We start from the raw sequence: 13151 nt of genomic DNA on the forward strand, positions 1-13151 counted from the left end.
GATTAAGGCCGTGATCAGAGACTATCATCCACTGTCTATTTTGCCCCGAGTTTTGCTCAAGCGTAATGCTGCTTTTGTGTTTCAATCGGCATTACTTCCTCGCTGCGAACTTAGCACTGAGCAATTAATCACAGGATGCAGTGAAAAACGTATATCAAGATTCCATCAAGCTGTGGCATGGCAAGGCGAGGGTATTCATCCTTGTTTTTTACATACTCTAGCGTTCCGGCAACATCTGCAACTCATGTTGCAGCCAGCGTTTCCTTTTGCGGTTTTAGGCTTGGTGCACAAAGCCAATAAAATTGCGCAGTTTGCAGCGCTTTCTTCAGCACCTGAAGGATTACTCAGTAGCCAGGTATGCAGTTTTAAACGTCACGATCGAGGCATATCTTTCGTGATCTCTAGCCGATTCGAATGCAATAACGACCTTGTGTGGCGTAGTGAAAGTGAATTTATTGCTATTGATAAATTAACCATGTCGGCAATAAAAGCAACGCCAATTAACCTCAGTGCCGACCCAGCAAAACACAGCCAACATCAAAATTGGCAATTGAACGCAGATTTAGGTAGGCAGTACGCGGCCGCCTCAGGCGATTTTAATCCTATTCATCTAAGTGCGTTGAGTGCAAAACTGTTTGGCTTTAAACGGGCTATTGCCCATGGCATGTGGACCAAAGCGCGCTGTTTAAGTGCGCTATCTCAACATAGTGCCTCGGCATTTCGTTGTGAGGTAGAGTTTAAACGCCCGCTGTTTTTGCCCAATCAGGTAACCTTCAGTAATTATATCGTGGATGAACACTCGCTGGCACTGTGGGTGACCAGCGATGATCATCAGCAATTACACCTTCAGGGACGGTTAGTTTTTTGACGCTTTGCCTGGCAGCACAGTGACACTGGCGGTGGGCAGCGTGTCAGGGTAGTCAACATTGTAGTGTAGTCCGCGACTCTCTTTACGTTGCATAGCGCAGCGCACAATAAGCTCTGCTACCGTCACCAGGTTACGCAATTCCAATAAATTATTACTCACTCTGAAATTCGCGTAGTAATCATGAATTTCATGCTGCAATAATTCGATCCGTCGCAACGCCCTTTCCAATCGCTTGGTGGTGCGCACTATGCCGACGTAATCCCACATGAATAAGCGCAGCTCGTGCCAGTTGTGTTGGATCACGACTTCCTCGTCCGAGTTACCCACTTGGCTTTCATCCCAAGCTGGAATGGGTTGCTCGAAAGCTTTACGGTCTTGTTGCGACATGATGTGCTTCGCCGCAGCATGCGCAAATACCACACATTCGAGTAATGAATTGCTCGCCATGCGATTGGCGCCGTGCAGTCCGGTATAAGCCACTTCCCCAATCGCATACAGGTTATCTAAGTCGGTACGTGCGTTAAAGTCGGTTTTAACACCGCCGCAGCTGTAGTGTGCTGCCGGTACTACCGGAATAGGTTGTCGGGTTATATCAATCCCTAACGAGCGGCACTTTCGGTAGATATTCGGAAAGTGTTTTACGATGAAATCAGCCGGTTTGTGGCTGATATCCAAATACATGCAATCCGCCCCTAGACGTTTCATCTCGTAGTCGATTGCTCGGGCTACTATGTCTCGAGGCGCGAGATCGGCGCGCTCATCAAATTTGTGCATAAAAGGCGTGCCATCGGCATGACACAAAAATGCGCCTTCACCTCGCAGCGCTTCGGTGATCAGAAAGTTTTTTGCCTCTGGATGAAATAAGCAAGTAGGGTGAAACTGATTAAATTCCATGTTTGCCACAGAACAACCGGCCCGCCAAGCCATGGCAATACCGTCACCACTTGAAACATCTGGATTGGAGGTGTACTGATAGACCTTACTCGCGCCGCCGGTAGCTAAGGCAATAAATCGAGCGCGGATCACTTCAACATGCTCGGCTTTGCGATTCCACACGTAAGCGCCCAAGCATTGGTTTGGGGCCTGTTCGTGGCGGATCAGGTCGATAGCGTTATAACGCTCAAATAAATGAATGTTAGGATGCTGCAGTACGGCGTCTTGCAACGTGGTTTGTACAGCCTGGCCGGTGGCGTCGGCCGCATGGAGTATGCGTCTATGACTGTGGCCGCCTTCGCGGGTTAAATGATAGCGGGTGTTTCCACCGGCATCTTTTTCTTGATCAAAAGGCACGCCAAAATTAATCAACCATTGCATGCAGGATTTCGCCTCAGTAGCGGTATATCGTACCGTTGCTTCGTCGCATAACCCCGCGCCGGCTTCGAGCGTGTCTTTGACGTGGGATTCAATCGAATCTTGTTCATCAAAAACAGCCGCAATGCCACCTTGCGCATAACGCGTAGAGCCTTCACTGAGCGTGCTTTTACTCAGTACAATTACATTGAAATTATCGGCAAGTTTTAATGCCAAAGTTAATCCAGCTGCACCGCTTCCGATAATCAATACGTCACAGCGATGTTCAACAGCAGAGCTCATAGAGTACAATGCCCGAAAAGTAGGGAAGGTTCTAACATACTAATCGAATTGAAAGCTTGTGAAAACAAAGCGTTCGATAGTATTTTAGGAATAATTCAAATTAAATCGAACTTTCCGTCAAATGCACAGTCTATTGTAGTGCTTGCATGAGCCGATGAAGTAAATGGATTAGGAGAGAAGGCTCGAATGAGCGAGCAAATAACCGATCAACAGATTGTTGAAAAAGTACAACGTGGTGATAAAAATGCTTTCGGTTTGTTGGTAACTAAGTATCAACATAAGGTAGCTCATCTGGTTTCACGCTATGTTAAAAATTCTGGCGACGTGGCAGATGTAACTCAAGAAGCGTTCATCAAAGCGTACCGGGCGTTGCCTAACTTTCGAGGCGAGAGTGCGTTTTACACTTGGCTTTATCGCATTGCGGTAAATAGTGCGAAAAACTACTTGGTCTCGCAAGGAAGAAAGCCACCGGCAAGCGATGTTGACGCAGAGGAAGCAGAATATTACGACGGAAGTGACGCGTTAAAGGAACAAAACTCTCCTGAACGTAGTCTTATGTCAACTGAATTAGAAAAAGTGCTGTTTGAAGCACTGGATAAACTGCCTGAAGATCTGCGCATGGCAATTACCTTGCGAGAACTGGAAGGGCTTAGTTACGAAGATATTGCAAATGTGATGGATTGTCCCGTAGGGACTGTTCGGTCACGAATATTTAGAGCGCGGGAAGCCATCGATAAAGTGCTTAACCCGCTACTCGAAAATTAAAGAAAGATGACATTTGAAACAAAATGTTGAAAAATGAAGCGTTAACTCAGGAACCCCTTATGACGCCAAAGCATGAAAATCTGTCAGCATTTGTTGATGGAGAAGGACAAGACGAAAATTTCGTTAAGACGTTGGTTAATGACGCCGAGCTGAGTGCACGGTGGCATAGATACCATATTATTCGTCAGTCTTTGCGAAAAGAAATGCCAGAGCAAGCTGATTTTGATATTAGTGGATCTGTCATGGCAGCGTTGCAAAGTGAGCCTGCAATTCTAGCGCCCAAGCGAACCTGGAAAGACTTACCTGTTATTAGCAATGTGATCCCTTTGGTACGTTCTAGTGGGCAACTTGCGATAGCCGCCTCAGTCGCAGTCGCGGTAATTTTTGGATTCCAACAGGTAAACAACCAGCCAGAAACGCAAATTTTTAATCCTGCACCAGCTAGTTTCACTGGCATTCAAGGTGGATTGTCTCCGGTTAGTCTAGAGCAAACCCGAGTGATGCCTAATGTCAGCGTAGAAGAGCAACAACGCCGCTTCAATATGCTGATGAATGATCACATGAATCAGGTAATGCTAAAGAATACCTTGAGCAGTACCCCAGAAAAAGCGGCGGTTGAGTCATCCGCTCAAGAACGGCAACCTGATGTAAGCCAAGAACGTGAGAACCTTCCTGAATAAATTCCTATTAATAGTGCGACATGTCAATGTCGCACTACTTTGCTTATTATTTGCTGTCCAAGTGCATGCGCAAAGTGGTTTGGTGCAAGATCCCAATGCCCAAATTTGGCTGACTAAAATGGCGCAAGCCAAACAGCAACTTAACTACAAAGTCACTTTTGTTATGTCCAGGCCTGGCGCTGATCCGCAACCTTATTTGTGGCGTCATGCAATAACCGAAGACGGTATCGAAATGGAACAGTTGGATCAATTAAATGGTCCAGGTAAAGAAGTGATAAGGATTGGTAACACCGTCAGTTATTTTGACTCGCACCGTCCGCCCTATAGTTTACAATCCAGCCATATTTCTGGTCCATTACCTAGCATATTGTTAACCGATCCTTTGTCGTTAATGCCCGCCTATGAATTTGTCGTGGTGGGGAAGAGTCGGATATCTGGGCGAGTCGCGCAACAAATTAGAATGGTAAGCAAAGACAAGACGCGGTTTGGCTATAATTTGTGGCTCGATCAAAATATTGGTTTGCCATTAAAAATAAGTGTGGTGGATCTCAACGGCCAAAAAATGGAACAAATTCAAGTCACAGAGCTTGAAGTGACGCCTTCGCCTGATCCTTATTTTGCGAACTATGTGGTCTCTGCGACTATGCCTGATGTGGTCCAGTTTGCGCCACAACCTAAAGAGAAACAGAATTGGAAATTGGATTTTGTGCCTATTGGTATGGAACAAGTGAAACACAGTGTCCGTTTATTGCAAAATAACGGCGGCAAACTTGAATACATGATGTTGAGTGATGGACTTGTCGACATATCAGTTTATTTACAGCGTGCTAATGGGCAGGTGGCGGAAAGCGATATTGTCGCCAGAATCGGCTCTGATATTTATTATTCACGTACCCAAGGCAATGTATTGGTGACTGTGATTGGTAAAATTCCAGCCAATACGGCAAATGCGATAGCTACTTCTATTTCTGCGGTGCAATAAAAATGATTGAAGAGATTGGCGTGATCACCGCGGTAGATAAAGACCATATTTGGGTTGAAACCGAAATAAAAACTACCTGTGGAGGTTGTCAGGCGCAAGATAATTGTGGCACTGGCGTGGTGGCCAAAGCCTTTGCACCTAAAAAAGAGAAACTGATCCTGAGGTGTAAGCAAGTAGCCAGTGTCGGCCAGCGCGTTAAATTAGGTATTGAAGAAGATCAACTTATCAGTGCTTCAGCTATCGTGTATGTGTTACCTCTGGTGATCATGATTATTGCCGCCTTGGGCGCACAGGCGCTTCTCCCCAGTTTTGGTATGGAACATGAAGGATGGGTTATTGGCGCGTCGTTTTTCGCTACCTTGTTGTCATTTAAGTGGGTCAAACGCAAAGCAACCAAAGACGGCGATACCAAATTCCAGCCCAAACTTCTGGCTATCTTACCTGCTGAAGAAGACATGATCGTGGTAAAACACAGCCATTAACACCGCACTTTGTGCTTATGTTTAGAACAATATCGCATTGTTGCCAATAACACTGTAAAATCCCCGCCAAATTTATTGATCCTGTTTTACTGTCTTAACATTGGGTTTTGACATAGAGCACTTGCTGTAGGTAACTGTTTTAACACTATGCAACATAAGCACATTCGTAACTTTTCTATTATCGCGCACATCGATCACGGTAAATCCACATTATCCGATCGGTTAATTCAACATTGCGGGGGCTTAACCTCACGTGAAATGTCGGAGCAGGTGTTGGATTCCATGGATATCGAGCGTGAGCGCGGTATCACCATTAAAGCGCAGAGTGTGACTCTCAATTACACTGCAAAAGACGGCGAAACTTATCAGCTAAACTTCATTGATACTCCCGGACACGTTGACTTTACTTATGAAGTATCTCGCTCATTGGCCGCGTGTGAAGGTGCGTTGTTAGTTGTTGACGCAGGGCAGGGAGTTGAAGCACAAACGTTGGCTAACTGTTACACCGCCATCGATCTTGAAATGGAAGTGGTGCCTATCCTCAATAAGATTGATTTGCCTCAAGCTGAGCCTGATCGGGTTGCCGAAGAGATTGAAGACATCGTCGGAATTGACGCTGTCGATGCAGTACGCTGCTCAGCCAAAACCGGTGTAGGCATAGAGGATGTCTTAGAAGTCATCGTGCAACGTATACCACCACCGGTTGGCGATCCAGAAGCCCCACTTAAAGCCTTGATTGTGGATTCTTGGTTCGATAACTACCAAGGCGTTGTTTCTTTGGTACGTGTTATGGAAGGTAAGCTAACCTCAAAAGATAAAATCCAGATTATGTCCAACGGTGCCGTGCATCAAGTGGACGATGTGGGTATTTTCACTCCAAAGCAAACCAAAACCGGTCACTTAGACGCCGGTGAAGTGGGTTATATCATCGCGGGTATCAAGGATATTCACGGTGCACCTGTGGGCGATACTATCACTTTAGCCAAAGCGCCTGCGGAAAAAGCCCTCCCGGGTTTCAAGAAAATTAAACCTCAGGTTTATGCGGGATTGTTTCCGGTTAGCTCTGATGAATATGAAGATTTTAGAGACGCCTTGGCGAAATTGACGCTTAACGATGCATCATTGTTCTATGAGCCAGAAAGCTCCTCAGCATTAGGCTTTGGTTTCCGTATCGGTTTCTTGGGCATGTTGCACATGGAAATTATTCAAGAACGATTGGAGCGAGAATACGATCTGGATCTGATCACCACAGCCCCTACGGTGGTGTATGAAGTTGAAACGACCAAAGGTGAAATACTCAAAGTCGACAACCCTTCTAAGTTGCCGGCAGTAAATGACATCGCCTCAATCCGAGAGCCTATTGTCGAAGCGCATATCTTAGTGCCGCAAGACTATCTGGGCAATGTTATAACCTTGTGTATTGAGAAGCGTGGCGTACAAACCAACATGACCTATCACGGCAAGCAAGTTGCAGTAACTTACGAGCTGCCTATGGCCGAAGTGGTCATGGACTTCTTTGATAGATTGAAGTCTACCAGTCGAGGCTTCGCGTCTCTGGACTATAATTTCGTTAAATTTAATGAAGCGGACATGGTGCGCTTGGACATTCTAATTAATGGTGAGCGGGTTGATGCCCTTGCCGTTATTACGCATCGAGATAATTCTCAAGGTCGCGGCCGTGACTTGGTTGAGAAACTGCGAGAGTTGATCCCCAGACAGATGTTCGATATCGCTATTCAAGCGGCTATCGGTGGACATGTGGTGGCTCGAAGCACAGTTAAACAGCTCAGAAAGAACGTTATCGCTAAGTGTTACGGTGGTGATGTGAGCCGTAAGAAGAAGCTCTTGCAAAAGCAGAAAGACGGTAAAAAACGTATGAAGCAAGTCGGCAATGTAGAACTGCCGCAGGATGCATTTTTAGCAGTATTAAGGACAGGAAAATAAATGGCCAATTACTTCTCAATTTTTTTAGTCGTCCTGACAGTAGTGTCAGGTTTGATTTGGTTGATAGACGCCAAAGTGTATGCACCAAAACGTCGCGAAAAGTTTGCCGCTGCTAATGGTGGTCAGGCGCTTCCGGAAGGGACAGAGTTACCGATCCCTTATGTGGTTGATACCGCTCAGCAAATATTTCCAGTCATTGCGTTTGTGCTTATCTTGCGCTCGTTTTTATATGAACCCTTTCAAATACCTTCAGGATCCATGATGCCAACCTTATTGGTAGGTGATTTTATTCTGGTTGAAAAATATGCTTACGGATTGAAAGATCCCGTGGCTCGATATAAGTTTTTTGAAACCGGTGAGCCAGAGCGTGGCGATGTTGTAGTATTTAAGTATCCGCAAGACACCCGACTTGACTACATTAAGCGGGTAATCGGGTTGCCAGGTGATACCATACGCTATGCTAGAAAAGAACTTTACATAACCCCTGCCTGCCCCAGCAATGAAAATTGTACGCCCGAATACAAGGTTGAGCGCAGCTATGTAACACGCCATCAATTTGGTAAGCACCCTGTTAATCAGTTTACCGAGACTTTGGGCGATATAGAGCACGATATCCTTATTTATGTTAGAGAGCGTGAACAGTCGTTTCGTTATCACAACAACACCAACACTTGGGTAGTGCCTGAAGGGCATTATTTCGTGATGGGCGATAATCGTGATAACAGTGAAGATGGTCGATATTGGGGATTTGTTTCCGATGATCATCTGGTCGGTAAAGCCGTGGCAATTTGGATCAGCTTTGAATTCAATCGTGGCAAAGATAGTATTCTGCCCGGCTGGGTGCCATCAGGTGTGCGCTTCAACCGCGTTGGTGGCATACAATAAATGTCGCTATCAAATGACCACAAGCGGTTGTGCAAACGGCTTGGCTATACCTTTCAAGAGCCAGATAACCTTAAGTTGGCACTGACACATCGCAGTGCCAGTAAACAGCATAATGAACGTCTGGAATATCTTGGTGATGCGGTACTTGGATTGGTAGTCGCCGAAACCTTATATGCCCGTTTTCCCAAGCAACCTGAGGGCAAATTGACACGTATGCGGGCCTCCTTAGTCAAAGGCGATACGCTAGCGGAAGTTGCCAGAGAATTTGAATTAGGTGAGCTCCTTGAGTTAGGCTCCGGTGAGCTAAAAAGTGGCGGTCATCGTCGCAGTTCCATTTTAGCCGACGCAGTCGAAGCCATTATTGGAGCAATATATTTAGAAGCCGGTCTTGAAACGATCAAACCCTTGTTGCAAACCTGGTTTGCTAAACGATTAGATGCGCTTGATCCAACGGCACATCCCAAAGACAACAAAACCCAACTACAAGAATTTCTTCAAGGTCGACAAATGCCGCTGCCTGACTACACTGTAGCAGAGATAAAGGGTAAGGATCACGATCAGTTATTTGTGGTGACTTGTCAGGTTGAGGGACTCGAAGAAAACGTGGTCGGCGAGGGCAGTTCACGTCGAAAAGCAGAGCAAAACGCAGCCAAAATTGCATTGGAAAAACTAACATGACACAAACGCAAACGTTCTGCGGCATGATTGCCATAGTGGGTCGTCCCAATGTCGGCAAATCGACGTTATTGAATAAACTATTGGGTCAGAAGGTCAGTATCACCTCGCGAAAGCCCCAGACCACACGTCATCGCATCATGGGAATTGATACTGAAGGTCAGCATCAGGCAGTCTTTGTCGACACGCCCGGATTACATGTAGAAGAGAAAAGAGCGATTAATCGGCTGATGAACCGTGCCGCTTCAAGCTCATTTGCCGAAGTGGGATTAGTGCTATTTTTAGTCGAAGGGACTAAATGGACCGAGGATGATCAAATGGTACTCACCAAGGTGATCCAATCTGGTTTGCCTTGCTGGTTGTTGGTCAATAAAAGCGACAATGTTAAAGATAAAACCGAACTTATGACTCACTTGCAATGGTTGCAACAACAGCATGACTTCGAAAAGATCATGCCTATTTCCGCTAAGCTTGGTCGCAACGTCGATGAGCTCAGAGAAATGGTGCATAAAAGCTTACCTGAGAGTGAGTTTTATTTTCCTGAAGATTATATTACCGATAGATCCAGCCGCTTTATGGCATCAGAGATTATTCGTGAAAAACTCATGCGTTTTACCGGCGATGAATTGCCTTATTCGGTAACGGTTGAGATTGAACAGTTTTTAATGGCCGAAAACGGTGTGTTTCGAATTAACGGTCTTATCTTGGTAGAGCGCGAAACCCAGAAACGTATGGTCATTGGTAAGGGCGGGCAACGCTTAAAAACCATAGGTGCAGAAGCGCGTAAAGACATGGAAAATTTGTTCGACAACAAAGTGTTTCTTGAACTTTGGGTGAAAGTGAAATCAGGCTGGGCTGACGATGAGCGTGCCTTAAGAAGTTTAGGTTACGGCGATAATTGATCTTATTTGAATTGCGCACATATTGTGTAGTAGTTCCGATAATTTGTGAGGCAACAGATGGCATCGCTACAAGATATCAGACGCGATTATAAACTCGCAGAGCTTCGTCAAGAAGACTTAGACCCCAGTCCAATCGCGCAATTTGAACAATGGTTGAAACAAGTAGTGGACTCAGGTGTGCCAGATCCCACGGCAATGACGATCGCCACGGTCGCAGAAGACGGCCAGCCATCGCAGCGCATCGTGTTGCTCAAAGATGTTAACGCCGCTGGCTTTGTGTTTTACACCAACCTTGCTAGCCGTAAAGCCAATGAGCTAGCGCACAACAATCGTATCTCTTTGCATTTCCCTTGGCACTTCATGGAGCGCCAAGTCAAGGTATGTGGTGTTGCTCAACCGCTTTCTAGCGCGGAAGTGGCAAGCTACTTCTTTTCCAGACCCAAAGAAAGCCAAATAGCGGCCTGGGCTTCTAAGCAAAGTCACCCTATTTCCACGCGCCAAATGCTGTTAGCAAAGTACCACGAAATTAAGCAGAAGTTTGCTGATGGAGAGGTGCCTCTGCCCAAGTTCTGGGGCGGCTATCGCGTTGTTCCTCATGAAATCGAATTTTGGCAAGGAGGCGAACATCGCCTACATAATCGCTTTTTGTATAGCAGAGACAAAAACCTAGACTATCTTAAAGATAAGCAAGAGTGGCAAATTCAGCGCCTGATGCCTTAGTCAAAAGGCATGGTAGATGATCGATAGCCATTGTCACCTTGATTTCAGCGCTTTTGATGAAGATCGTCTACAGGTAATCGAAGCCTGTGGGAAAGCGAATATTCAGCGTATTATTATTCCAGGTGTAAGTGCTTCCCAATGGCCTGCGTTGATTTCGTTGTGTCAGTCACAGTCAATGCTAGAGTTTGCCTTGGGGATACATCCTTATTTTATTGAGATGGCAGAGGATGAGCATCTTGTGCAATTACAACAGTTACTATGCAAACACCAAGACGACGTTGTCGCGGTTGGTGAAATAGGCCTCGACTTTCATCTCGCTGACAATGGTTTACATCAAAAGCAACAGCATTTCTTCGACTGCCAATTATCTGTAGCGAGCGAATTCAAATTGCCGGTCATTTTACATCAGCGCCAATCTCACAATGAAATTATCCGCATGCTCAAAGGTCACCAGTTTGCCTATGGTGGCGTATTGCATGCGTTCTCGGGCAGTTATCAGCAAGCTAAAACCTATGTGGACATGGGCTTTAAGCTAGGCATTGGTGGCACTATTACCTATCCGCGAGGTTCAAAAACGCGAGACGTGGTGAAACGCCTTTCTTTACAACATATTGTGTTGGAAACCGATGCGCCAGATATGCCGCTACACGGTCGCCAAGGGCAACGAAATAGTCCATTGAATTTACCGGAAATTGCGCAGCAGATAGCGTTAATTACCAATACGTCAATACAACAGGTGGCTGCAATAACCGACAATAATGTGGCATCTTTGTTTGGTCTTACGATGAACTAAATGTTGGAATAATTTTCGCTATTTAGGCCCTTTGATATAATTTCGGAATCGAATTTTGTAATAGGCGCGAGCGACAAGAATACCAATCAAAGCGGCTAACAGCATAAAAACCATTAACTGTTTGTCTAACTGTGTTTGATATTCAGCGTGGTATAACATGACTTTTTGCTCGTCCAGCAAGATACGTAAATATCCCAGCAGTTGATTATCGCTTCTAACTTCTTCAACAAACACCAGTGGTATGTTTTCGTCTAGCAAAAAGCTGGCGAGCACAGAGACATTTGGTTCATTGCTGTCGATGATCTCACCGCTTTTAGCATATACTGACACGCCTGACACATGAGGATCAGTTGCAATCAGCTCAAGCTGCGCTTTAATATTCTCTGTGTCTAATTGCGCAATACTCGGCGCAATCACTTTAGCAGCGTAACCGGCTAATGAGCGCCCAAGTTGCGTTGACTGTTTTTCATGCCAGTCTTTGGATTGTCCGGTATTTAATAGCCACAAATTCACACAGATAGCCGCAGCCACAAGCACTAAGGTAAAGTTCGCAATTCGTTTAAATATTGAAAAATTACTGTGGCGCCTGTCTGTTGATGCAGGGGTATAGTTGTTTGTCATTTCCATGGCATAGACAATAGGGGAAATTGCGTTGTTTGCCAACCAAAACAAGTCATAAACTGATGATAGCTTATGCCAAATTGCATTTGCACAGCAGTGTCATTTAGGTAGAATCGCCAATCCTATTTGATTGCGGATCGTTATCTCAATGTTACTGACTAACACCACGTTGGCCCAATGGCACTCTAGTCAATATCTCACCGGTTTATGTCATAAGTCAGTGTGTTTTACTTTGCCCGAGAATCAACAACTGCAATTAGTCGCAGCTGATGAGTCCGACAGTGCACACTTGGTCATATTCGCAGAGGGTCTCAATTTAGAAAAGCTATATGCCATCAAAACGGCGTTGTCTAATGTACTTTCGATTGACTATTTTAAGTCTGGCCGCGACATGGGCGCAGGCTGTGCTGTCGAAGCAAAAGTCGCGATGGATCAACACTCTGATGGTGATTTGAATACGCTCATTGAACAGCTCAGTGTCGCCACACAAACCGATATGGCGTTATTAACGCACCGCCCAACCCTGAGTCAACCGGGCGTGCTGCTTATGGACATGGACAGTACCGTGATTGGGATTGAATGTATCGATGAAATAGCCAAACTGGCTGGGGTTGGCGAGCAAGTGTCGGCCGTAACCGAACTAGCCATGCAAGGTAAACTGGATTTTGTCGATAGTCTTACTAGTCGCGTGGCTTGTTTAGCCGATGCACCAGAGTCTATTTTACAGCAAGTCAGGGATGCAATGCCGATCAACCCTGGGATCAGTCGCTTGTTGCATGAGCTTAGACTGGCGAATTGGAAACTCGCCATTGCCTCTGGTGGTTTTACCTTTTTTGCTGACTATTTGCTTGAAAGGTTGGATCTAGATTATGTCATTGCTAACCAACTAGAAATCAAAGATAAGCGACTTACCGGTAAAGTGGAGGGGGATATTGTCAGTGCTCAGACCAAAGCGGATACCTTAACAAAACTGGCAAACCAATATGGCATTGACCTGTCACAAACCATCGCCCTAGGTGATGGTGCCAACGACCTAGTTATGATGAAACAAGCTGGCCTAGGGATCGCGCTTCATGCTAAACCTTTGGTCCGTCAACAAGCCGATGCTGCATTGCGGTTTAGCGCAGCAGATGGTCTTTTAGCCTATCTACGTCAATAATTTTAGCTATTATGCTAGAATGATCTTTTTAAACGCTTGGCCTATAAAGAACCAAGCTTAATCGTTTCATTGCTCATAAAAG

General features: G+C 45.5%; 14 protein-coding genes. 12 read left to right on the top strand and 2 right to left on the bottom strand.

The genetic code is table 11. The annotated features are described in order from the left end of the window. The first annotated feature begins 10 nt into the window (after positions 1-10). Positions 11-868, top strand: a complete 858-nt coding sequence (locus ABD036_RS10670; RefSeq protein WP_343859680.1) for a MaoC family dehydratase — start codon at positions 11-13, stop codon at positions 866-868. On the opposite strand, the gene nadB is transcribed toward ABD036_RS10670, so the two are convergent. Further along, on the bottom strand, positions 857-2461 hold the full coding sequence (gene nadB / locus ABD036_RS10675) for an L-aspartate oxidase (RefSeq protein WP_343859682.1): 1605 nt from the start codon (positions 2459-2461) through the stop codon (positions 857-859). The genes ABD036_RS10670 and nadB overlap by 12 nt on opposite strands. A 186-nt stretch (positions 2462-2647) precedes the next feature. Here nadB and rpoE point away from each other — a divergent pair, with 186 nt between their 5' ends. The 10 genes from rpoE to ABD036_RS10725 all read left to right on the top strand — a co-directional run bounded on the left by rpoE (position 2648) and on the right by ABD036_RS10725 (position 11289). Next, entirely contained in the window at positions 2648-3226 is a 579-nt protein-coding gene (gene rpoE / locus ABD036_RS10680) for an RNA polymerase sigma factor RpoE (RefSeq protein ID WP_343859684.1), read from the top strand. Between the two features lie 59 nt (positions 3227-3285). Further along, positions 3286-3906 (top strand): sigma-E factor negative regulatory protein, encoded by a 621-nt coding sequence (locus ABD036_RS10685; RefSeq protein WP_343859686.1) that lies wholly within the window; start codon positions 3286-3288, stop codon positions 3904-3906. Continuing rightward, positions 3887-4888 (top strand): MucB/RseB C-terminal domain-containing protein, encoded by a 1002-nt coding sequence (locus tag ABD036_RS10690; protein WP_343859688.1) that lies wholly within the window; start codon positions 3887-3889, stop codon positions 4886-4888. The genes ABD036_RS10685 and ABD036_RS10690 overlap by 20 nt, the downstream gene beginning before the upstream one ends. Positions 4889-4890: 2 nt before the next feature. Continuing rightward, positions 4891-5370 (top strand): SoxR reducing system RseC family protein, encoded by a 480-nt coding sequence (locus tag ABD036_RS10695; protein WP_343859690.1) that lies wholly within the window; start codon positions 4891-4893, stop codon positions 5368-5370. Between the two features lie 147 nt (positions 5371-5517). Then, positions 5518-7314, top strand: coding sequence for a translation elongation factor 4 (gene lepA / locus ABD036_RS10700; protein WP_343859693.1), 1797 nt, complete (start codon positions 5518-5520; stop codon positions 7312-7314). Beyond that, on the top strand, positions 7315-8199 hold the full coding sequence (lepB, locus tag ABD036_RS10705) for a signal peptidase I (protein ID WP_343859696.1): 885 nt from the start codon (positions 7315-7317) through the stop codon (positions 8197-8199). Continuing rightward, a complete protein-coding gene (gene rnc, locus ABD036_RS10710; protein WP_343859699.1) occupies positions 8200-8877 on the top strand; it encodes a ribonuclease III in 678 nt (225 codons plus the stop codon). Then, complete coding sequence (era, locus tag ABD036_RS10715) at positions 8874-9776, top strand: GTPase Era (protein ID WP_343859702.1); 903 nt, start codon at positions 8874-8876, stop codon at positions 9774-9776. Before rnc ends, era begins: the two co-directional genes overlap by 4 nt. A gap of 57 nt (positions 9777-9833) precedes the next feature. Further along, positions 9834-10496, top strand: coding sequence for a pyridoxamine 5'-phosphate oxidase (gene pdxH / locus ABD036_RS10720; RefSeq protein WP_343859704.1), 663 nt, complete (start codon positions 9834-9836; stop codon positions 10494-10496). A gap of 16 nt (positions 10497-10512) precedes the next feature. Beyond that, positions 10513-11289, top strand: a complete 777-nt coding sequence (locus ABD036_RS10725; RefSeq protein ID WP_343859706.1) for a TatD family hydrolase — start codon at positions 10513-10515, stop codon at positions 11287-11289. Between the two features lie 18 nt (positions 11290-11307). Here the strand turns inward: ABD036_RS10725 and ABD036_RS10730 are convergent, their stop codons facing one another. Beyond that, on the bottom strand, positions 11308-11916 hold the full coding sequence (locus ABD036_RS10730) for an AhpA/YtjB family protein (protein WP_343859708.1): 609 nt from the start codon (positions 11914-11916) through the stop codon (positions 11308-11310). Positions 11917-12058: 142 nt separating this feature from the next. Here ABD036_RS10730 and serB point away from each other — a divergent pair, with 142 nt between their 5' ends. After that, on the top strand, positions 12059-13069 hold the full coding sequence (gene serB / locus ABD036_RS10735; RefSeq protein ID WP_343859710.1) for a phosphoserine phosphatase SerB: 1011 nt from the start codon (positions 12059-12061) through the stop codon (positions 13067-13069). The last annotated feature ends 82 nt before the right edge of the window (positions 13070-13151 follow it).

Source organism: Aliiglaciecola litoralis, from assembly GCF_039523355.1.
GTDB classification, from domain to species: Bacteria; Pseudomonadota; Gammaproteobacteria; order Enterobacterales; family Alteromonadaceae; genus Aliiglaciecola; species Aliiglaciecola litoralis.